Annotated in this window: 19 protein-coding genes; 11 read left to right on the top strand and 8 right to left on the bottom strand. The window is 67.8% G+C overall.

Annotated features, from left to right (window positions below; all coding sequences use genetic code 11):
* Positions 1-138: 138 nt before the first annotated feature.
* From ACWF0M_RS02500 to ACWF0M_RS02530, 7 genes are all read left to right on the top strand, one after another.
* A complete protein-coding gene (locus ACWF0M_RS02500; RefSeq protein ID WP_452233809.1) occupies positions 139-264 on the top strand; it encodes a hypothetical protein in 126 nt (41 codons plus the stop codon).
* A gap of 341 nt (positions 265-605) precedes the next feature.
* The gene (locus tag ACWF0M_RS02505) at positions 606-1943 is read left to right on the top strand and encodes a sugar ABC transporter substrate-binding protein (RefSeq protein WP_452233810.1); all 1338 of its coding nucleotides are present in this window, start codon (positions 606-608) and stop codon (positions 1941-1943) included.
* A complete protein-coding gene (locus tag ACWF0M_RS02510; protein ID WP_452233811.1) occupies positions 1940-2884 on the top strand; it encodes a carbohydrate ABC transporter permease in 945 nt (314 codons plus the stop codon). The genes ACWF0M_RS02505 and ACWF0M_RS02510 overlap by 4 nt, the downstream gene beginning before the upstream one ends.
* Entirely contained in the window at positions 2881-3747 is an 867-nt protein-coding gene (locus ACWF0M_RS02515) for a carbohydrate ABC transporter permease (protein ID WP_452233812.1), read from the top strand. The genes ACWF0M_RS02510 and ACWF0M_RS02515 overlap by 4 nt, the downstream gene beginning before the upstream one ends.
* Before the next feature lie 3 nt (positions 3748-3750).
* Complete coding sequence (locus ACWF0M_RS02520) at positions 3751-5172, top strand: chondroitinase-B domain-containing protein (protein ID WP_452233813.1); 1422 nt, start codon at positions 3751-3753, stop codon at positions 5170-5172.
* Positions 5169-6068, top strand: coding sequence for an AraC family transcriptional regulator (locus ACWF0M_RS02525; RefSeq protein ID WP_452233814.1), 900 nt, complete (start codon positions 5169-5171; stop codon positions 6066-6068). The genes ACWF0M_RS02520 and ACWF0M_RS02525 overlap by 4 nt, the downstream gene beginning before the upstream one ends.
* Before the next feature lie 10 nt (positions 6069-6078).
* The gene (locus tag ACWF0M_RS02530) at positions 6079-7497 is read left to right on the top strand and encodes a polysaccharide lyase 6 family protein (protein ID WP_452233815.1); all 1419 of its coding nucleotides are present in this window, start codon (positions 6079-6081) and stop codon (positions 7495-7497) included.
* On the opposite strand, the gene ACWF0M_RS02535 is transcribed toward ACWF0M_RS02530, so the two are convergent.
* Together ACWF0M_RS02535 and ACWF0M_RS02540 are read right to left on the bottom strand one after the other, a co-directional pair.
* Positions 7494-8867 (bottom strand): MFS transporter, encoded by a 1374-nt coding sequence (locus ACWF0M_RS02535; protein WP_452233816.1) that lies wholly within the window; start codon positions 8865-8867, stop codon positions 7494-7496. The genes ACWF0M_RS02530 and ACWF0M_RS02535 overlap by 4 nt on opposite strands.
* A 65-nt stretch (positions 8868-8932) precedes the next feature.
* Positions 8933-9685 carry a glycerophosphodiester phosphodiesterase gene (locus ACWF0M_RS02540; RefSeq protein ID WP_452233817.1) on the bottom strand — a complete coding sequence of 251 codons (753 nt, stop codon included), beginning with the start codon at positions 9683-9685 and terminating at the stop codon, positions 8933-8935.
* A 24-nt stretch (positions 9686-9709) separates the two neighbouring features.
* On the opposite strand from ACWF0M_RS02540, the gene ACWF0M_RS02545 reads away from it, so the two are divergent.
* Both ACWF0M_RS02545 and ACWF0M_RS02550 read left to right on the top strand, forming a co-directional pair.
* Positions 9710-10837: an aminotransferase class V-fold PLP-dependent enzyme gene (locus ACWF0M_RS02545; RefSeq protein WP_452233818.1), complete on the top strand. Its 1128-nt coding sequence runs from the start codon at positions 9710-9712 to the stop codon at positions 10835-10837.
* A complete protein-coding gene (locus ACWF0M_RS02550; protein WP_452233819.1) occupies positions 10834-11463 on the top strand; it encodes a class I SAM-dependent methyltransferase in 630 nt (209 codons plus the stop codon). Before ACWF0M_RS02545 ends, ACWF0M_RS02550 begins: the two co-directional genes overlap by 4 nt.
* On the opposite strand, the gene ACWF0M_RS02555 is transcribed toward ACWF0M_RS02550, so the two are convergent.
* From ACWF0M_RS02555 to ACWF0M_RS02570, 4 genes are read right to left on the bottom strand one after another with little or no spacing between them, the layout of a single operon-like run.
* On the bottom strand, positions 11453-12304 hold the full coding sequence (locus tag ACWF0M_RS02555) for a carbohydrate ABC transporter permease (protein WP_452233820.1): 852 nt from the start codon (positions 12302-12304) through the stop codon (positions 11453-11455). The two genes, ACWF0M_RS02550 and ACWF0M_RS02555, sit on opposite strands and share 11 nt — an antisense overlap.
* Complete coding sequence (locus tag ACWF0M_RS02560) at positions 12301-13230, bottom strand: carbohydrate ABC transporter permease (RefSeq protein WP_452233821.1); 930 nt, start codon at positions 13228-13230, stop codon at positions 12301-12303. The genes ACWF0M_RS02555 and ACWF0M_RS02560 overlap by 4 nt, the downstream gene beginning before the upstream one ends.
* Before the next feature lie 6 nt (positions 13231-13236).
* Positions 13237-14565, bottom strand: a complete 1329-nt coding sequence (locus ACWF0M_RS02565; RefSeq protein WP_452233822.1) for an ABC transporter substrate-binding protein — start codon at positions 14563-14565, stop codon at positions 13237-13239.
* A gap of 49 nt (positions 14566-14614) precedes the next feature.
* Positions 14615-17392, bottom strand: a complete 2778-nt coding sequence (locus ACWF0M_RS02570) for a family 78 glycoside hydrolase catalytic domain (protein WP_452233823.1) — start codon at positions 17390-17392, stop codon at positions 14615-14617.
* Between the two features lie 221 nt (positions 17393-17613).
* Here ACWF0M_RS02570 and ACWF0M_RS02575 point away from each other — a divergent pair, with 221 nt between their 5' ends.
* Entirely contained in the window at positions 17614-18474 is an 861-nt protein-coding gene (locus ACWF0M_RS02575; RefSeq protein WP_452233824.1) for an AraC family transcriptional regulator, read from the top strand.
* Here the strand turns inward: ACWF0M_RS02575 and ACWF0M_RS02580 are convergent.
* A complete protein-coding gene (locus tag ACWF0M_RS02580; protein WP_452233825.1) occupies positions 18455-19144 on the bottom strand; it encodes a TetR/AcrR family transcriptional regulator in 690 nt (229 codons plus the stop codon). The genes ACWF0M_RS02575 and ACWF0M_RS02580 overlap by 20 nt on opposite strands.
* A gap of 86 nt (positions 19145-19230) precedes the next feature.
* On the opposite strand from ACWF0M_RS02580, the gene ACWF0M_RS02585 reads away from it, so the two are divergent.
* Positions 19231-20412, top strand: a complete 1182-nt coding sequence (locus tag ACWF0M_RS02585; RefSeq protein ID WP_452233826.1) for an FAD-dependent monooxygenase — start codon at positions 19231-19233, stop codon at positions 20410-20412.
* Here the strand turns inward: ACWF0M_RS02585 and ACWF0M_RS02590 are convergent.
* Positions 20380-20838, bottom strand: coding sequence for a PGPGW domain-containing protein (locus ACWF0M_RS02590; RefSeq protein WP_452233827.1), 459 nt, complete (start codon positions 20836-20838; stop codon positions 20380-20382). The genes ACWF0M_RS02585 and ACWF0M_RS02590 overlap by 33 nt on opposite strands.
* Positions 20839-20841: the final 3 nt, after the last annotated feature.

The following is a 20841-nucleotide window of genomic DNA, read 5'->3' on the forward strand; positions in this document are numbered from 1 at the left end:
GCCACCCCCGCCCCCGGCGGCCATTGGTGCGGCCCGGGCCACCCCCCCCCCCCCCGGGCCCCCCGGCCCCCCCCCCGGCGGGCCCCACGTCTGTCCGCCGAGCGGGCGCGCGGCCTGCGCGCCAGGTTGCGCGAGGCCGTGCCGACCGACGTACTCGGCCTGACGCTGATCGGTTCGGCCCACATGATGTTCGCGGACCGCACGGGCGCTCGTCCGACGGCTGCTGAAGTGCGTGAGTTCGTCAGTTCCGTCGTACCGGTCTAGCTCCGCTGAGCCATCTTTGAGAAGCCACCGACCATTCTCGCGGCCCGAACGTGGTCGGTGGCTTCCCAAAGATGGGACCCGCGGGTCGATTCGTTTCGACTGGGGAGTGTTACGGGCTGATTCGGGTGGGGTCGGCTCCCCAGACCCGATGGCGGGGGCTTGGCGGCACCGATGGTGGGCAAACCGCCCACCGTCAACTTATGTAACGGACTTCAGGCGCAGGACATTTGCAGGTCCGCACCCAGGCGAGAGATCCGATGAGTCATTGACTCGCTTGCTTGGAAAGCGCTATCTTCCGACGAAATGAGGCTCAAAAAGTACAAATTGACTGGGAAGTTGGCATGACTGTGTCCGTGACGAGGTCGTTCAGATTCATGGCCGCGGCGGTGGGGGTCGCCCTGACGGTTGCCGCCTGCGGTACGAGTGGAGCAGGCAAGGCCGCGCAGGATCCGTCGGCTCCGCTGGAGCTGTGGGCCCGCACCACGCCGGGTGGCGACGGTGAGAAGGGGATGAAGAAGCTGGCCGCGGCGTTCGAGGCGGCGACCGGGCAGAAGGTCGAGGTCACGGCGATCTTCGACGACTTCGAGACCAAGTTGTCCCAGCGGGCGGCGCAGAGGGACCTGCCGGACATCGTGATGAACGATTCGTCCCAGCTGGGCACGATGGTGAGCCAGGGGATCGTCCGCGAGGTCGACCTGTCCGCGATCAAGGGCAGCGACCGGCTGCTCGCCCCGGCCGTCGCCGCGGCCCGCGCCACCGACGGCAAGACGTACGGCGTCCCGTACTCCGCGCAGGCCTCCGCGCTGCTGATCCGCAAGGACTGGCTGAAGAAGGTCAACCTCACCGCTCCGGCGAACTGGGATCAGATGGTCACCCTGGCGAAGGCCTTCACCACCCAGGACCCGGACGGCAACGGCAAGGCCGACACCTACGGTCTGGCGGTGCCCGGCTCGACCAAGCGCGGGTACGCCTCGTGGTACTTCTCGAACTTCCTCTGGGCCGCCGGCGGTGACTTCATCGCCAAGCAGCCCGACGGCAAGTACAAGCCCGCGATGTCGACCCCGGAGACGGTGGCCGCGACGAAGTGGTTCCGCGACCTGGCCTGCACCTCCAAGGTCATCCAGCCGGGCGCCGCGACGATGGACACACCGCCGACCAACGAGACGTTCGAGGCCGGCAAGACCGGGATGTACGTCGTCGGTCCGTACCTGATGCCGCGCTTCGACTCCTCGCTCGGCAAGGACAAGTACGAGGTCGTGCCGATGCCGAAAGGCCCGAAGGACGCGACGGTGCTCGCCGAGGGCGGCAGCGTCTACCTGATGGCCGGCTCCAAGAACGAGGCCGCGCAGAACGCCTTCGCCGGCTACGCGATCTCGGCCGAGGGCCAGAAGATCGGCATGGAAGGCGAGAAGGCCTTCATCGTGCAGTTGCCGGTGAACAAGACCGTCGACATCACCACGGTCCGGCCGGATCCGCGATGGAAGCTGTACGCCGACGTGTACCGCGAGCACGGCCGCTACGCTCCGTCGATCCCGAACTGGACGCCCGTCCGGCAGAGCACCGCGGACACCGTGAACGCTCTGATCGCGGACTGCGGCCTGGACGTCGACGCCGAGCTGAAGAAGCTCGACCAGAAGCTGACCGACACGCTCAGCCAGCAGGGCATCAGCGCGTCATGAGTGTTCGGGAAGCGGCGCCGGTGACGGCCCCGGCGCACACCGCGCCGGCGGCCGCCCGGAAGCTCCAGAGGTCCCGCAGGAGTGGGAACTGGTGGGTCCCGTGGCTGTTCCTGGCTCCGGCGCTGGTGCTGTTCGTGTACTTCAAGTTCATCCCGATGGCGCAGGCGATCGGAATGTCGGTACAGGAGGTCCGCCCGTACCTCGGCAACACCTGGGTCGGCGCCGCGAACTACACCGAGATCCTGAGCTCGGACGGGTTCCGGTCCGCCGCGTGGAACACGATCGTGCTCGCGGTCGGTCAGACGTTCGGGTCGATGGTGCTCGGGTTCTGCCTGGCTCTGCTGGTGGAGGGCCAGACCCGCAAGCTCACCGTCATCCGGTCGGCGGCCTTCCTGCCGGTCGTCGTACCGCTCGCGGTGGTGGCCGAGCTGTGGCGGATCATGTACCACCCGACGAGCGACGGTCTGATCAACCAGGTGATCGGCCTGGTCGGGCTGGGGCCGTCCGGGTTCATCAACGATCCGCACACGTCGCTCGCCTCGATCGCGGTGACGGGGATCTGGCGTGGTGCGCCGTACGACATGATGATCTTTCTGGCCGGGCTGGCGGGGATCGACCGCGGGCTGTACGAGGCGGCGACCGTGGACGGCGCCTCGACCTGGAAGCGGATCCTGCACGTGACGCTGCCCGGTCTCCGGCCGGTGTTCGCGATCTTGTTCGTCCTGGCGGCCGTCCGCGGGTTCCGGACGTTCACCGAGGTGTTCCTGCTGACCAACGGCGGGCCGAACGGCTCGACCGAGGTTGTGATGACGCTCATCTACAAGCTGGGGCTGGAGCAGAGCCGGCTCGGCGTCGGCTCGGCCGGTGCGGTCCTTCTGTTCGCCGCAACGCTCGTCCTCACGGTGTGCGTGCAGCTGCTGCGACGGAGGAGATCCGCATGAGTGCAGCCACCGAGACCGCGCTGGGACTCACCGAGAGGAAGGGCATCGGCGCCCGGATCGCGAAGTTCGTGATCTACGCCGGGCTGTGCACCGTCTTCGCGGGGCCGTTGCTAGCACTGCTAGTGGGGTCGTTCAACCACGTGTCGGATCCGACGCAGCTGAGCGTCGTACCGAAGACACCGACGCTCGACAACTTCCGGATCGCGTTCGACCACGGCGTACTGCGGTATTTGCTGAACTCGTTCTTCGTGGTCGGATTCGGGCTGCTGCTCCAGGTGGCGGTCTCGGTCCTCGCGGGCTATGCGCTGGCGCGCAAGAAGTTCCCGCTGATGACGCTGGTGATGGTCGCGATCCTGGCCACGATGATGCTGCCCGAGGAGATCCTCGCGCTGCCGCTGACCCTGGTGCTCGCCGACCTGCCGCTGGTGCACCTGAACCTGATGGGGACGCTGGCCGGCATGATCGTGCCGCTCGGCGCGTGGGCCTTCTCGATCCTGGTGATGACCGAGTTCATGAAGGACGTGCCGCGTGAGCTCGAGGAGGCAGCCCGGATCGACGGCGCCGGCGAGCTGCGGATCTTCGGCCAGATCATCCTGCCGTTGTGCAAGCCGGCGCTCGGCGTGATCGGGGTGTTCGGCTTCACGATGATCTGGGATCAGTACCTGCTGCCGTTGCTCGTGGCCCAGAACTCGTCGGCGTACACGCTCCCACTGGCGTTGCGGACGCTGCGGATCGACCAGGCCGTGACGCCCGGCGTCGTACTGGCCGCATCGTTGCTGGCATTGCTTCCGTCCGTGCTGGTGTTCCTCTTCTTCCAACGTTCGTTCGCCCGGGGCCTGACCTCCGGCGCACTCAAGGGGTGAGACATGCATCGTCGTACCTTCCTCGCAACCACCGGCTTGATCGGCGTGGCCGCCGCGGCACCGGTCACGGCAGATGCCAACGGCAACCATCGCGGCCTTGTGCGTTCGCTCGACGAGCTCCAGGCCGCGATCGTCCGCGCGACGCCAGGGACCGTGATTACGGTTGCCAACGGCACCTATGACGTGACGGTCCCGATCACGATCACCGGCAAGCGCGGCACCCGCGACGAGCCGATCGTCGTACGGGCGGAGTCCGTCGGCGGTGTCGTGCTGACTGGTGAGCGGAGTTTTGTGCTGAGCGGCTCGGCGGACGTCACGATCAGCGGCTTCGCGTTCCGCCAGCGTACGACGTTGGACGTGCCGCCGGACTGCCGGCGGATCCGGCTCACCCGCAACGACTTCCAGCTGGCCGATCTCGAGGGTCTGCACTGGGTGATGATGCGGGCGGACTACTCGACGGTCGATCGCAACGAGTTCCACGGGAAGTCCACGCTCGGCATCTACCTCGGCATCGAGGGCGCCGGGACGGACGGGATGGCCCGCGGGGTGCACATCACCCGCAACTACTTCCGCGACCACACGTTCCCCGGCGACAACGGCGGCGAGCCGATCCGGCTCGGGGTCAGCCCGCGGGCGCTGTCGACGGCCGCCGCGGTCGTCGACTTCAACCTGTTCGAGCGGTGCAACGGCGACCCCGAGGCGATCTCGGTGAAGTCGTCGGGCAACACCATCCGGCACAACACGATCCGCGACAGCCTGGGCGGCATCGTGCTGCGGCACGGCAACGCGACCCGGGTCGAAGGCAACTATCTGCTGTCCGGGGAGAACGGGATCCGGATCTACGGCAACGACCACCTGATCGTGAACAACTACATCGAGCTCATCAGCGGCGCGGGCGTCGTACTGGGTAGCGGCAACGTCCGGGACCATTACCCGGGCGAGCCTGCCGCCTCCCGGCGCGGCAACGACGCACCGGACCGGGTGCGGATCGCGCTGAACACCGTGCTCGACTGCGAGGCCGCGGTCATCGGCGAGAGTCACCGGACCCTGCCGCCGCTCGAGTGCGCGGTGACGGACAATCTGTTGGTGGCAGAGAACGGGCAGTTGGTGAACATGCCGTTCCAGGACGGCATCACCTGGTCAGGCAACATCCACTGGGGACAGGGCACGGACGGCAACGCACCAGCCGCCGGGTTCACCCGCATCGACCCACGGCTCGCGCCAGGACCCGATGGGGTACGTCGGCTGACGGCGGGCAGCCCCGCGATCAACGCGGCGTCCCGGTCGTATCCGGAGGCTACCACCGACCTGGACGGCGATCACCGGACCGGTCGCGCGGCGGATGTCGGCGCGGACGAGTACTCGGCCCGACGTCCGACGTACCGCCCGTTGAGCTCGACCGACGTCGGGCCGCACGCACGATGAACACGGCCCAGAAGAACAAGCAGATGAACGCGCGGGAGAACACGCGGGAGAACGCGCGGGAGAACGCCCTGGGAGAGCAGGAGATCATCCGGACGTATCTCGATCGGTTGCGGCTGGATCTGGTGGTCGCGGCCCGGATCACGAAGGTGCACCGCGAGTGGTCCCGGGCTCTGATGCCGGATCCGTTCTCCCGTCTCTACCTGATCCTGGAGGGGGAGGGCCGGCTCGTCGTCGGGGACCAGGAGCTCTACCCGCGACCCGGTGAGCTCGTCTATCTGCCGGCCGACGTGCCCGTGTCGTACGAGACGATCAGCGACAACGTTTTCCGGAAGCACTGGCTGCACTTCTCGGCGCTGATCGGCGAGCGGGACATCGGCGAGATGCTGACGCTGCCGTACATCGTTCCGAGCAAGGCGCCCGAGGATGCGGCGGCGCTGTTCGAGCAGGTCGGTGCGGCCGACCGGGACCCGCCTGGTCTAGCGACACCGCTGCGGTTGCGGTCGGCGCTGACTGCGCTGTTCGCGCACTACCTGGACAGTGCGCCGCCCGGTTCGGTGCGGTTGTCGGAGCGGCAGACGAGCGAGTCCGGGATCGTGCAGTACATCCAGGAGAACCTGGCCACGCTGCCGAGCGTCGAGGAGCTCGCGGCGGTGTTCGGCTACGACCTGCCGACCTTCATGCGGCATTTCCGGACCGAGTTCGGGTTGTCGCCGAAGCAGTACATCAAGCGGGCCCGGATCGAATGGGCCCAACGCGAGCTGACGGCGACCGCGCGCCCGATGGAGGAGATCGCGGCCGCCGTCGGGATGGACCAGTCCTACTTCTCGAAAGTGTTCCGCCAGGTGAGTTCGGTGACCCCGAGCGAGTACCGGAAGTTGTACCGCCCACACAACTAGGAGCCACGTCATGGACCGTCGTACCTTCTTGGCCGGGAGTGGTGCCGTCGCAGTTTCCTTGGTGGGCGCGCGATCTACGCTCGCCGGCGAGACCGCCACGGTGACCTCCCTGGCCGAGTTGCAGCAGGCAATCAACAGCGCGACCGCCGGCACCACGATCACGATGGCGAACGGCTCGTACGCCGTACCGTCGGGGTCACCGATCACGATCACGAACCGGCACGGGAGCAGCGGCGCACCGATCACGATCGTGGCCCAGACCCGCGGCGGCGTGACGCTGACCGGCGCGCAGAGCTTCGTGTTCTCGGGGTCGTCGGACGTCACGATCAGCGGGTTCGCGTTCCGGCAGAGTACGACGCTGGAGATCCCGGCGGACTGCCCGCGGATCCGGCTGACCCGCAACGACCTCCAACTCGCGGCGTCGACCGGCCACTGGGTCGTCGTCCGCGGCGACGACGCGAAGATCGACCGCAACGTCTTCCACGACAAGTCCACCGTCGGCGTTTACCTGGTGATCGACGGCCCGGGCTCGGAGGCGATGGCGCAGCGCACATACATCCTGCGGAACCACTTCCGCGACCATACGTTCAGCGGCGCGAACGGCGGTGAGCCGATCCGGCTCGGGGTGAGCAGCCGGGCGCTCAGCACGGCCGACGCGACGGTCGAGTACAACCTGTTCGAGCGGTGCAACGGCGACCCCGAGGCGATCTCGGTGAAGTCGTCCGGCAACACGATCCGGTACAACACGATCCGTTCGTCCCTCGGCGGGCTCGTGCTGCGGCACGGGAACGACAACCGGGTCGAGAGCAACTACCTGCTGTCCGGAGAGAACGGGATCCGGATCTACGGCAACGACCATCTGATCGTGAACAACTACGTCAGCGGGATCGCGGGCGCCGGCGTGGTGCTCGGCAGCGGCACGGAGCGGGATCACTACGAGGGCGAGCCGTCCAGTTCCCGGACCGGCAACGACGCACCCGACCGCGTGACGATCGCGCTGAACACGCTGCGGAACAACGGGCAGGCGCTCGTCGGTGAGAGTCAGCGCACGGTGCCTCCGCTGGGCTGCGTGGTGACTGACAACCTGATGGTCGGCGACAGCGGTGCGCTGGTCGACATGCCGTATCTCGGCGGCCTGACCTGGGCGGGGAACATCGTCTGGGGCCAGGCGACCAACGGCAACATTCCGTCGTCGGGCTACACCCGGGCTGATCCGAAGCTGGCGGCCGGCACGGACGGGGTGTACCGGCTCGGCTCGGGTAGCGCTGCCGTGAACGCGGCTGCAGTTGATCACTCGGGTCAGGTCAGCGACGACGTCGACGGGCAGGCCCGCACAGCGCCGTACGACGTTGGCGCCGACGAGTACTCGACCGCGACGCCGGTGCGACGCCCGCTCACCTCTACGGACGTCGGCCCCGGCGCGGCTTAAACCACGGTCGGTTGGCTGTTGCCGGCCTCGTCGATGCCGCGGCGCATGTCGACGCGGACCAGTAGCGCGAGGCCGACGACGAAGAACAGCCCGAGGGCGACGATCGCGGGACGGTACGAGCCGGTGAGCTGGTGGACGAGCCCGAACACCAGCGTGCCGAGCCACGACGTCCCGCGTTCGCCCGCCTGGTACAGCGAGAAGTACTCCGCCTCACGGCCCTTCGGGATCAGCTGACTGAACGCCGACCGGGACAGCGCCTGCGTGCCCCCGAGCACGATCCCGATCGCCGTCCCCATCGCCAGGAACGGAGCGATCTGGTGCGCGGGCAGCAGGAACCCGGCGATCACGATCAGGATCCAGACCACCAGGCCGCCGGCGATCGTGCGATGGGCGCCGTACCGCTGGGCGAACCGGCCGAACGCGAGCGCCCCGAAGAACGCGACGAACTGGACCAGCAGGATCGTTGCGATCAGCACCTGCGTCTCGAACCCGAGCTGCTTCTCGCCGTACGTCGACGACACCGAGATGACCGTCTGGATCCCGTCGTTGAAGAACAGGTACGCGATCAGGAACAGCATCGTTATCTTGTAGCTGCGCAGGTGCTTGAGGGTGGCGGCGAGCTGACCGAAGCTCTGGCGCACAAGGTTGCCGTTGCGCACCTGCACGACGTTGGTCGGTGGCCGGTTCCGCAGCCGGAGGAACGGGAAGAACGTGAAGATTCCCCACCAGAGCCCCGCACTGAGCAGGCTCAGACGTACTGCGGTGCTCTGGCTCAGCCCGAGGGCGTCGTGGGCGGTGACGACTGCCAGGTTGACCAGGAGCAGCAGGAAGCCACCGGCGTACCCGAAGGCCCAGGCGCGTGACGAGACGGCGTCGCGCTGGTCTGGTGGCGCGATGTCGATGAGGATCGAGTCGTACACGACCAGGGACGAGCCGAGACACAGGTTCCCCACGAACAGCAGCAGTGCGCCCAGCTGCCAGCCGCCGCCGCTGACGAACACCATGCAGCTGGCGGCGAGGGCTCCGGCCCAGGCGAACCCGCACATCAGCAGCTTCTTGTGCGACATCCGGTCCGCGATCGCGCCGACCACCGGCAGGAACAGCGCCGACACCAGGGTCGCGACCGTCACGACGTAGAACGCGAGCGAGCCGGGGGAGACGCCGATCCCGAGCACGTCCAGGTTCGTGCGGCACGGGTTGTCGGTCGTCCCGACGTACCCGCAGGCGGCGTTCTCCGCGACCGACGTCAGGTACGGCGCGAACAGGACGGTGCCCGTTGTGGTGACGTAGCCCGAGTTGGCCCAGTCGTACAGGCTGAAACCCCAGTACTCGCGCTTGTCGACCGCCGGCGGGGCGGAGAGGAATCCCATGCGCGGAAGTGTGTCAGGTCCCGGGGACGAAGCGACGTACCCCGCGATAACACTTCAGTGCCCGATTAATGCCACTGACCGCGCTCGACCAGGACGTCCTTGAGCAGGTCGGTGCGGTCGGTGATCAGGCCGTCGACACCGGCGTCGAGCATCCGGCGCATCGCGTCCGAGTCGTCCACCGTCCAGACGTGCACCTGCTTGCCGCGGGAGTGGGCGCGCTTGATCAAGCCAGGCGTGAGCACGTGGAACGCGCCGTACCCCTCGGGGATCTGCAGGCAGGCGCCGCGGGCGTTCAGCGCGAACGGCAGGAACCGGATCAGGACGATCTCCCACTCGCCGTACCCGGTGCACAGCCGGGGCCCGAGCAGCTTGCGGATCCGGCGGACCCGCGACTGCGAGAACGACGACACGCAGATCCGGTCGATCGCGTTCGCGGCGCTCAGGACCTTGGCGGCCGGTTCGAGGCCGCCCTCGGCCTTGATGTCGAGGTTGAACCGGATGTCCGGGAAGTGCTCGAGCAGCTCGTCGAGGCGGGGGATCGGCTCGTGGCCGTTGATCTTCGCCTTGCTGACCTCCGACCACGGCAGCTCGGCGATCACCCCGGTCCGGTCGGTGACCCGGTCGAGCTTGTGGTCGTGGAACGCGATCACGACGCCGTCGCTGGTCGCGTGCAGGTCGGTCTCGAGGTAGGTGTACCCGAGGTCGACGGCGTTCTGGAACGCGTGCAGCGAGTTCTCGTAGCCGATGTTGTCCGGGTGCTTGGCGCCGCCTCGATGGGCCATCGCGATCGGTCCGTCGTGGTCGAGGTAGGGGTACACCTGTGCAGTATGTACCGTTAGGTGGTGCTCAGCCCCCGCCCCGACCTGTGGACCCTCGATCCCGGCGTTCTGCACCTCAACCATGGCTCGTACGGCGCTGTGCCGCGCCGCACGCAGGAGGTGATGGCCGGCCTCCGCGCCGAGATGGACGCCAACCCGATGGTCTGGTTCCGTACCGTCGCCGACCGGCTGACCGCGAGCCGCCTGGCGCTGGCGGCGTACCTGGAGACCGACCCGGACGGGTTCGCGCTCGTCGCGAACGCGAGCGCCGGCGTGACTGTCGCGCTCCAGACGCTGCCGATCCCGGCCGGCAGCCGGATCGTGCTGACCGATCACGCGTACGGCGCGGTGCGGTTCGCGGCCGAGCGGTTCGCGAAGGCGCACGGCGCCGAGGTGGTGATCGTCGAGATCCCGATCGAGGCCGACGACGAGACCGTGGTCGCGCTGATCGCGAACCGCCTGGACGGCGCGTCCGTGCTGATCGTGGACCAGATCACCTCGGGTACGGCGAAGGTGTTCCCGGTCGATGCGCTGGTGGCGGCCGCGCACGAACGCGGCGTACCGATCGTGGTCGACGGCGCGCACGCCCCGGCGCTGATCGACGCACCCGCCGCCGCAGGCGCCGACTTCTGGACCGGCAACTTCCACAAGTGGCCGGCCGCGCCGCGGGCAACCGCCGGGCTGGTCGTCGCCGAGCAATGGCGTACGGCGTCCATGCCGCTGATCGTGTCGTGGTCCGAGTACGACGAGCGGATGCCGGAGCGCTTCGACATGCTTGGCACGTACGACTACGTGCCGTGGATCGCGGCGCCGGAGTCGTTGCGGGTCCTCGCGGATCTCGACTGGGCGACGCGTCGCCCGCAGCTGACCACTCTGGTCGAGGAGGGCGCGAAGGTCCTGGCGAAGGCGCTCGGGACCGGCGTCGCCGAGGTCGCGCACCCGCCGGCGACGATGCGCCTGGTCGAGCTGCCTTCCTCGTTCGACCTCAGCGGTGGCGACGCACTGAAGCTGCGCGTGTCCCGCGAGCTGAAGGCCGAGATCACACTCACCGGCTTCGACGACCGTGGATTCATCCGGTTGTCGGCGCATGCGTACAACTCGCTGGCGGACTACGAGAAACTGTCGGAGGGCCTTCCTAAGGTTCTCGCGTGAACGATATTCAAGGGTCGTACAACGCCGCCGCCACCTCCTACCACGCGATCCTTCGCGACTACCACCGCGAGGATCCGTTCGAGTCAGGTGCCCTCGACTATTTCGGGCGGCTCGTCCCGGACGGGCCGGTGGGGGATCTCGGGTGCGGCACCGGGCGCATCACGTCGTACCTGTCCGGTCGGGGGATGGACGTGTTCGGGGTCGATCTGACGCCGGGGATGATCGAGGTGGCGCGGTGGGAGTATCCGGAGCTGCGGTTCGAGGTCGGGTCGCTGTACGACCTGGACCTGAAGGACGGCGAGCTCGCCGGGGCCCTCGCGTGGTATTCGCTCGTTCACACTCCACGCGAGGACCTTCCGGGGATTTTCGCGGAGCTGTTCCGCGTGCTGCGGCCCGGCGGCCACTTGGTGCACGGGTTCAAGGTCGGTGCCGGCAGCCGGGAGCTCCGGAACGCCTACGGTCATGACATAGACCTCGAGGTCTACATGTACGACGTCGCGGACGTGGCCGGGCTGCTCGCGAGCGCCGGGTTCGCCGAGGTGGCGACCCTGACGCGCGCGGCGCTGCCCGGTGAGAAGGACGCGGCCCAGGCGGCCCTGATCGTCCGCAAACCGGCTACCCCTTGATCGCTCCGGACGTCATGCCCGCCACGATCTGCCGGTTGAAGAACAAGAACATGACCAGCGGCGGGATCGTGATCAGCAGGATGTTCATGAACAGCAGGTTGTACTGAGTCGAGAACTGGCTGTTGAAGTTGTAGAGCGTCAGTTGGACGGTCGCGTTCTGGTCCCCGGGCAGGAAGTACAGCGGGTTGGTGAAGTCGTTGAAGACGGCGACGGACTGCACCACGACCACGGTGACGATCACGGATCTCAGCAACGGGAAGATGACCCGGAAGAACAGGCCGAGCGGACCGGCGCCGTCGATGACGGCGGCTTCGTCGAGTTCGCGGGGGATGGTGGCGACGAAGGCCCGGAAAAGCAGGATGCAGAACGAGAGCCCGAAGGCTATTTCGATCAGGATCAGGCCCGGCATCGTCTTGAACAGACCCAGCTTCTGCAGCACCCAGATGGTCGGCACGACGGCCGGCGGGATGATCAGGCCGGACAGGACCAGGAAATTGATCAGGCCGTTCCAGCGGCTTCGGCGGCGCTGCAGGACGAAGCCGGCCATGGCGGCCAGGATCACCATGCCGGCGACGCTGACGACGGTCAGGATGGTGCTGTTGATGAAGGCGATCACCAGCATGTAGTCGCGGGCCTTGATCACCTCGACGAAGTTCTGCACGATCCGGAACTGGTGCGGCCAGGCGAAGTTCAGGTCCGCGGACTGCTGCCGGTCCTTCACGGCGGTCAGCACGATGAACGCGAACGGGATGACGAACACCACGATCGAGGCCAGGATCGCGACCGCGCTGAGCGCCCACTTCCGGGCCGGCCGATGATTGACGAGCTCAGCGGTGCTCACATGTCCACCTCCTTGCGATTCAGGAACCACGACAGCGGGAGGACGATCGCGGTGACGGTGACGAACAGCACCACGTTGCCCGCGGTCGACAGGCCGTAGAACCCGGCCTGGTACTGCTTGTAGATCACCGAGGCGATCACGTCCGAGGTGAATCCTGGACCGCCCTGCGTCATCGCCCAGATCAGGTCGAACGATCGCAGCCCCCCGATCAGCGACAGGATGATGACCGTGACCGTGGCCGGCCGGGACAGCGGCAGCACGACCCGCCGGAACGTCTCCCAGGACCCGGCCCCGTCGACCCGGGCCGCCTCGATGTACTCGCGCGGAATCGACACGATCCCCGCGATGTAGATCAGTGTGGCCAGGCCGACGCCCTTCCAGACGTCGACCGCCGCGACCGACAGCAGTGCCCACTTCGGGTCGGTCAGCCAGCCGGGACCGTCGATCCCGATCACGCTGAGCGCGCCGTTGATCAGGCCGCGCTCGGGGTTCATCAGCACGGTGAACGTCAGGCCGACGCCGATCGTGGAGACCAGTACCGGGAAGAACACCACCGAGCGGAGGTAGCCGCGGGCAACGATCTGCGACGTCAGCAGGACCGCGAGCAGCAGCCCGAGCACCACCTTCGACCCGGACGTGACGACGGCGTACAGCAGGGTGTTGGTGAAGCCCTTGACCAGCGCCGGCTCCTGGAAGAACAGCTTGAAGTTGTCCAGCCCGACGAACTTCGAGTCGAACAGACTCCAGCGGGTGAGGCTGAAGTACAACGAGGCGAACGTCGGGACCAGGAACAGGACGCTGTAGATGATCGCGGACGGCAGGAAGAACCAGTTCGAGTACGGCCGGTAGACCTTGCTCCCGGCCGCCGAAGCGGCCGGGGCGGCCTTGCTACGTTCCTGTGGTTTCACCGAAGAAGTGACGGCCACGGATCCTCACCAACCCGCCAGCCCGAGTTGCTGGGCCTGCTTCTTCACGTCCTCGTCGTACCGGGCGGCGCCGTCCTTCGCCTTCCGGATCCCCGAGCCGACCTCGACCGTGATCTGCGAGAGCGACGGGCCCTTGACCGGGGACACGAACTCCAGCGCGAGGCTGGACCCGCCGGGCTTGTCGAGGTACGGCTGCATGTCCTTGATGGCTTGCGGTACGTCGGCCGGCAGCGCGCAGCCCTTGATCGCGTACGGACCGGTCGGCGCCCCGGATGTGGCCTGCGACTTGCAGCCGTCGGGGCTGGCGATGAACGCGAGGAACTTCTTGGCCGCGTCCAGCTTGGCGCCGGTCGCGGTCTTCGGGATGTAGTTGGCGCCCGGCGTCCATACGGTCAGGCCGTTCTTGCTCGCGTCGTCACCAGGCAGCGCGAACAGCCCGACGTTCTTGGCCGCGTCGGGATAGGTGGCCATCATGTTGTCGACCACGCCCGACAGGATCGGGTACTGGGCGCCCTTGCCGGTGGCAAGCATCTTGAGTCCGTCCGGCAGCTTGGCCGAGGCGAAGTCCTTGTTCTCGAAGCCGGCGTCGTGGACGGCCTGGGTGTGCTCGAACCCCTTCAGCGCCGCCGGTGACGTGGCGTACTTCGCCTCGTTCTTGGTGTACTTGTCAGCGAAGTCCGGCTCCGCGGCGGCGACGTTGTGGAAGTCGCCGAGGACGAACAGCTGCGCGGTCCAGGTCTCGCCGTACGTCTGGATCACCGGCGCGATCCCGGCCGCCTTGATCTTCGCGCTGTTCGACATGAACTCGGCCCACGTCTTCGGCGGCGTCAGCCCGAGCCGTTTGTAGATCGGGATGTTGTACAGCACCGCTCCGCCCATGAACCCGCCGACGGGCACGCCGTAGACCTGTCCGTCGGCGGTCACGGTGTTCTTGAAGTTGTCGTCCAGGTTGCCGACGTACGGCTGGTCGCTGAGCGAGACCAGGTTCTTCTGCGGCGCGATCGCCTGGAAGAGCGACCCGGTGTTGTAGTTGAACACCTCCGGCATGTCGCCGGTGGACAGCCGGGTCTTGACGATGTTGTCGCCCTCGGTGCCGGCCGGCCGGGTCTCGATCTTGATCGTGATCCCGGCGTTCTTCGCGGTGAAGTCCTTCACCAGTTGCTTGGCGTCCTTCAGATCCTGGTCCTGGTTACCGATCAGGTACGTGATCTCGACGGCGCCGTTGCCACCGGCGTCGTCGCTGGATCCGAGACTGCCCGCGCTGCACGCGGTAAGGGTTAGTGAACAGACAGCCAGCAGAGCGAGTCCGCTGGCTCCTGGGCGGAACCTCATCATGACCTCCAAGGGGATGTATGTCGCGGCAGCGGGGCGGTCGGTGAGTGGGCTAGTGGGTGAGTCGCGCGTCGAGCTCGGTCTGCAGGGCCTGGGCGGTGGGGCCGTTCCGGAAGCGGCCGAGCACGCCGATCAGCTCCGCGGCCGGCCGGTCGAGGTAGCGCTCCAGCCGAGCGGCCAGGTCGGTGTCGTCGGCAACCACCTCGTCTTCGACGGCGGCTGCGACGATCGCGGTCCAGGCCGGGGCGTTGTCGACGAGCTGACGGATCGTGGCGTCGGCGGGGACTGCGGGCGCCTCGGCGTACGGGTCGTCGGCGGTCCACTCGTGCGTTCCGTGACCGACCTCGACCGGCTCGTCCTGTCCAGGAACCGCGACGCGGGCCTTGGATCCGACCGGCACCGTCACGGACAGCGTGACCTGACCGTTCTCGCGGGTCCACGCCACGGCGGCCTCGCCGTACGGCGTGACGTGCTTGGCGGATGCCTTCGTCAGGTGGTCGGTGAGGAGTGGGCGTACCTCGAAGGTCCGGTAGCCGGGATCGACCGCGGCCAGGCCCGCCACCCGGCGGTGCATCCAATCGGCGACCGCGCCGAGGGCGTAGTGGTTGAACGACGTCATCTCGCCGGGATTGATGCTGCCGTCGGGCAGCATGCTGTCGTAGCGTTCCCAGATCGTCGTGGCTCCCATCGTCACTGCGTACAGCCAAGACGGGCAGCCTGTCTGTAGCAGGAGCCGGTATGCCAGGTCAGGATGTCCGGTATCGGCCAGTGCGTCCGCAATCAGCGGCGTTCCGACGAATCCGGTACTGATCCGGAACCCCGACGTACGGACGAGGTCGGCGAGCCGATCGCCGGCGCCGCGCCGCTGGGTGTCGGTCGGCAGCAAGGCCCACTGCAGCGCGAGGGCGTAGGTCGTTGCCGCGTCGCTCAGTACGCGGCCGCCGGCGGTGACGTACTCGTTGGCGAACGCCTGCCGGACGCCGTCGGCCAGAGTGGCGTACTGACGGGCGACGTCGGGCTGGCCGACGATCTCGGCGGCCTGCGCGACGACCTCGGCCGAGCGCGCCAGGTGAGCGGTCGCGACCACGTCGGCATCGGCCTTGGCCTTGAACGCGTTCTCCGGAGGAGCCGTCGGGTCGAGCCAGTCGCCGAACTGGAACCCGCCGGACCAGAGCAGGTCGTGGCCGGCCAGGTCGGCCATCTTGTCGACCCAGGCGCGCATGCTCGGCAGTTGGCGGGCGAGGAGGCCCACGTCGCCGGTGCGCTGGTAGATCACCCAGGGCACGATTGTTGCCGCGTCACCCCAAGCCGCGGTCGCCGGGTGCGCGTCCCTCAGCACGTCCGGCACGACGTACGGCACGGATCCGTCCTTGTGCTGCTCGGCCGCCAGGTCGGCGAGCCAGTTGGTGAGGAAGCCGGCGGTGTCGAACAGGAAGCTCGCGCTCGGGGAGAAGACCTGGATGTCGCCGGTCCAGCCGAGGCGCTCGTCGCGCTGCGGGCAGTCGGTCGGTACGTCGACGAAGTTGCCGCGCATGCCCCACACCACGTTGTCGTGGAACTTGTTGAGCAGCTCGTCCGACGACTCGAACCAGCCGGTGCGGCGCAGGTCCGTGCCCACGACGACGGCCACGATGTCGTCCTTCGACAGAGCGCTCACGCCCGTGACTTCGGCGTACCGGAAGCCGTGGAAGGTGAGCGGCGAGTCGAGGGTGACCTCGTCGGGGCCGGCCAGGATGTAGGTGTCGGTCGCCTTCGCGGTGCGGAGCGGGCGGACGCCGAGTTCGCCGTTCTCCAGGACCTCCGCGTGCCGCAGGACGATCTCGTCGCCCCCGGCCTGGCCGCGGACGGTCAGGCGGACGCGGCCGACGAGGTTCTGCCCGAAGTCGACGAGGGTCTTGCCGGACGGGGATGTGGTGATCTCGACCGCGGGCAGGACGTCGGTGATCCGGACCGGCGGGCCGTCGGGAGCGACCAGCAGGTTCAGGTCGGCGTCGAGAACGTCCACCAGAGAGCGCTCTCCGGGTTGCCGGCGCAGGTCCGTGGTCTGGCCGTCGTACAGGTCGTCGGCGAGGACGTTGCTCTCCCGGGAGGTCCAGGTGCCGTCGCTCGCGAGCGTGTGGACCTGGCCGTCCTCGGTGGTGACCTCGAGCTGGGCGAGGACGGCGAGGCGCTCGCCGTACAGCTGCTTCTGGTTCTGGAAGCCGATCCGGCCGCGGTACCACGCGTTGCCGACGAGGAACTCGAGCGTGTTCTCACCAGGTCGAACAAGCTCGGTCACGTCGTACGTCTGATAGCGGAGCCGGAACTGGTACGACGTCCAGCCGGGCGCGAGCTCCTCGGTGCCGACCCGTTGCCCGTTGAGCTCGGGGATGTAGATGCCGTACGACGTCGCGTACAAGCGGGCCCTCACGACGCCGTCCGGGAGGTCCGCGGTGCCGGCGACGAGCGGGGCGGGGGAGCCGTGCGGGTTGTTGCGCGGGCTGACGAACCGGGCCGTCCAGTCGTCGGGGGTGAGCAGCCCGGCCTCGACCGTTGCGGGTTCGCTCCACTCGCTCCAGTCGTCGTTGCCGCGGACGCGGACCCGCACCTGGGCGGACTCACGCGACGTGAGCGCCGCGCCCGGCCAGGGCACCAGGACCTGGTCGGGTGACTGGACCGTGAAGACTTCCGTGGTTCCGGTGGTGATCTCGACCTCGTACGCCGTCTGCGCGTAGCCGGCGTCCGCGGCCGGGACCTGCCAGGAGATCCGCGGGCTCGCGGTGCCTAGGCCCAGTACGGGTGCAGGTCGATGCTCGAAGCGGAGGGCGGTGGGTGCGGCGAGTTGCGACATGTGACTCCAACCAAGGCGCTGATGAAACGATTCATTGGGTGCGCTGGCAAAACGGCCGAACTTTGGCTGATGGACCGGCGAGGACGTTTCGCCTGTTCCCCGATCCTGCGACCGGCAGTCGCCGGCTACTAGCCCGATGTGCACTCGATCTAGCACGATCTGCACTTCGGCTCGTATCGTGACCTATGGCCGATGAGCCCGTGAGGACCCGTGGAACCGTCTTGCACTTCGTCGAAGGGACAGTGGTGCACGCGGGTACACACCTGCACGAAAAGTCCCATCCGCTGCACACGCACAGCTTCTTCGAGCTGCTGCTCGTCACCAGCGGTGAAGGCGTGCACCACAGCCTCGCCGGCCGCCAGCGGGTGCGCGCCGGCGACGCGATCCTGCTGCGTCCGGGCGTCTGGCACGAGTACGTCGAGTGCGACGAGCTCGAGGTCTACAACTGCTGCTTCTCCGCCGACCTGGTCCGCCGCGAGCTCGCCTGGGCGCGCGAGGATCCCTTGCTGGGTTACCTGTTGTGGACCGGACCGTTCTCTGCGCAGCGCCGTGGCATGCTCGCCACGCATCTCGATCCGGCGACCTTGAAGGAGGCGGTCGGCCACCTGGACGGATTGCGCCGGCTACGGAACCAGCCCCTGAGCCGGCACCGCGGCGAACTGATCGGCTGGCTGTCGTTGTACCTGAGTTGCGTCGCGCGAACCGTCGCCGAAACCGACCAGCGCGGCGAGTACACCCATCCGGCCGTCGTCGATGCGATGCGGATGATGGAGGCCGACCCGGCCCGGCACTGGACGCTGACCGATCTCGCGGGGGAGCTGCACCTCGCGCCCGGGTACCTGGTCCGGCTGTTCAAGTCGGTGACCGGGCTGCCGCCGATGGCGTACCTGTCGCGGCATCGCGTCGAGCTCGCGGCCGATCGCCTGCTGCACACCGACCTGCCGATCCACCGGATCGGCGAGTCCGTCGGCTGGCCCGACCAGAACTACTTCGCCCGCCGCTTCAAGTCCCACTACGGATTGTCGGCATCGGTCTATCGACAACGTTTCAATGGGATCCGGCTCAGTCCGTCCGGCCACTGATCAGCAGCTCCAGACCGTCTAGGATCCGCTCCAGGCCGAACTCCAGACCCTGGTTCTCACTCCCGGCCGACGTACGCATCGCGGTGGTCAGATGCGGGAACCGGTCGGCCTCCGAGGCCAGGATCTCGGCGAGCGCCTGCTGCATGTCCTCCTCGGTCAGTCCGGTCGTGTGCCCGGGGAAGGTGGTGGACTGCTGCGCGATGTTCCGGACATGACTCGTAATCACCAGGATCGAGTCCAGTTGCTCGCCGCCGCTCAGCCCGGAGCCGGTCAGCGCCGCCACGCCGCGTTCCATCCAGGCGAGTTCGTTCGGGCCGAGCAGGCGGCGGCCGATGGTGGACTGCAGCAGCCATGGGTGCCGCGTGAATCCGTCGTACAGGTCGATGGCCCACGTGCGTAGCGCGTCGCGCCACGGTACGGCGGGGTGGTCCGGCGGGCCGCCCATCGCCAGGTCGCTCATCACCGCGACCAGCTCGGTCTTGCCGGGGACGTACCGGTAGAGCGCCATCTTCGTGACCGGCAGTTCGCCGGCGACGCGTTGCATCGAGACCGCGTCGAGGCCCTCGGCGTCCGCGATCGCGATCGCGACCTCGGCGATGGCGGTCAGCGTGATCGCCGGCTTCGGGCCGCGCGTCCGGGCCGGTTCCTTGCCCCAGAGCAGTTCGGTCATCGCCGTCCTTCCTTATTTGCTTGAACTGTGTCTACCATACACATTACTGTGTCCGGCAGACACAGTTACTCTCGATGGAGGCGACGATGAAGGTTCTGGTTTCGGGTGCGAGCGTGGCGGGCCCGTCGGTGGCGCTCTGGCTGGGCCGCGCGGGACACGACGTGACGCTCGTGGAGATTGCGCCGGCGCTGCGGCAGGGCGGGTATGCGGTGGACTTCCGCGGTGAGGTGTTCACCACCGTTCTGGAGCGCATGGGCGTGCTCGAGGACCTGCGGTCCCTGCAGACGGGCGGGAACGCGATGCGGTTCGTCGATGAGTCGGGCCGCAAGTTGATGCGGCTACCGGCGGAGTTCGCCGGCGGTGAGCTGGAGGTACTGCGGGCAGACCTGTCGCGGGTGTTGTACGAGCACAGCCGCGCGCAAGCGACGTACCGCTTCGGCGACTCGATCGCGAGCCTGCGGGAGCACGCGGACGGCGTGGACGTGCGGTTCGAGAGCGGTAGCGAGGAGACGTACGACCTGGTGATCGGCGCGGACGGGATGCACTCCGTCGTACGGCGGCTGGCGTGGCCGGCGGAGCAGGTCGTCGAGCGGCACCTGAACTACTACGTGGGCGGCTGGGAGGTGCCGAACACGCTCGGGATCTCTGGTGACACGCTGATGTACAACGTGCCTGGAAAGCTCGCGAGTGTCGGCGCGGACCGTCGCGATCCGGGGCTGGCGCAGACGCTGTTCGCGTTCAAGTCGCCGGTGCTGGAGTACAACCGGCGCGACCTGGATCAGCAGAAGGCGATCCTGCGGGAACGGTTCAGCGGTCTCGGCTGGCACGTCCCGGAGTTGCTCGAAGCGTTGCCGTCAGCAACGGAGCTGTACTTCGACTCGATCAGCCGGGTTCGCGTGGACCGCTGGTCGACCGACCGGATCGTGCTGCTCGGCGACGCGGGGTACGGCGCCACGTTCGGAGCGCTCGGCACCGGTACGGCGGTTGTCGGCGCCTACGTGCTGGCGGGGGAGTTGGCGCGAGGCGACTTCCGGACCGCGTTCGACCGGTACGAGGAGCGGCTGCGGAAGGCCGTGTCGAAGACCCAGGACGGCAGCCGCGCGGGCTCGTTCCTGGCGCCGGCGACCCGGTTCGGGATCGCGGCGCGGAACAAGATCCTCGACCGGCCGTTCTTCCTGAACCAGATGCTCAAGCTGGCTCAGAACATGAGTGAACTGGTCGAGTTGCCGCCGTACTCAGTGAAGCAGGGGCAGTTCGTGCAGGAATGACTCCCACGAGTCGGGCAGCCAGCCCGGCACGCCGAGCACGGCCATGTAGAGCCAGATCGCGACGAGCACGCAGAGGAACAGCGCCAGCGTCCCGAGCGCCTTCAGCCAGGCGGGCTGCTTGCCGGTCCAGGCGGTGAGCGCCTTCACCCAGTCCTTGACCCGGTACAGCAGCCGCTGGGCCCATTCGAACTCGCTCGCGAGCACGGCGAGACCCGCGATGAACAACGGGATCCCGCCCGGCCCCGGCAACCATCCGGTCAGCGGCGCGGCAATGATCAGCACTCCGCCGAGAACGCCCACGCCGATCCGGTAGAACAGCAACTTCCTCGGATTCTCGCGAATCCGCCTCCGCCATTCCCACCGGTCGTCCGCTGCATCCAGCGTGATGTTGTGATCGGTGCGGTCGGGACTCTGTTTCTCGGCCACGGC

Source organism: Kribbella sp. NPDC055110, assembly GCF_053607525.1.

Coding starts and splice junctions, on each gene's coding strand:
- ACWF0M_RS02565 (WP_452233822.1), bottom strand. CDS start 14,565: ATGATGAGGTTCCGCCCAGGAGCCAGCGGACTCGCTCTGCTGGCTGTC.
- ACWF0M_RS02510 (WP_452233811.1), top strand. CDS start 1,940: ATGAGTGTTCGGGAAGCGGCGCCGGTGACGGCCCCGGCGCACACCGCG.
- ACWF0M_RS02535 (WP_452233816.1), bottom strand. CDS start 8,867: ATGGGATTCCTCTCCGCCCCGCCGGCGGTCGACAAGCGCGAGTACTGG.
- ACWF0M_RS02520 (WP_452233813.1), top strand. CDS start 3,751: ATGCATCGTCGTACCTTCCTCGCAACCACCGGCTTGATCGGCGTGGCC.
- ACWF0M_RS02580 (WP_452233825.1), bottom strand. CDS start 19,144: ATGACCGAACTGCTCTGGGGCAAGGAACCGGCCCGGACGCGCGGCCCG.
- ACWF0M_RS02525 (WP_452233814.1), top strand. CDS start 5,169: ATGAACACGGCCCAGAAGAACAAGCAGATGAACGCGCGGGAGAACACG.
- ACWF0M_RS02585 (WP_452233826.1), top strand. CDS start 19,231: ATGAAGGTTCTGGTTTCGGGTGCGAGCGTGGCGGGCCCGTCGGTGGCG.
- ACWF0M_RS02530 (WP_452233815.1), top strand. CDS start 6,079: ATGGACCGTCGTACCTTCTTGGCCGGGAGTGGTGCCGTCGCAGTTTCC.
- ACWF0M_RS02570 (WP_452233823.1), bottom strand. CDS start 17,392: ATGTCGCAACTCGCCGCACCCACCGCCCTCCGCTTCGAGCATCGACCT.
- ACWF0M_RS02515 (WP_452233812.1), top strand. CDS start 2,881: ATGAGTGCAGCCACCGAGACCGCGCTGGGACTCACCGAGAGGAAGGGC.
- ACWF0M_RS02505 (WP_452233810.1), top strand. CDS start 606: ATGACTGTGTCCGTGACGAGGTCGTTCAGATTCATGGCCGCGGCGGTG.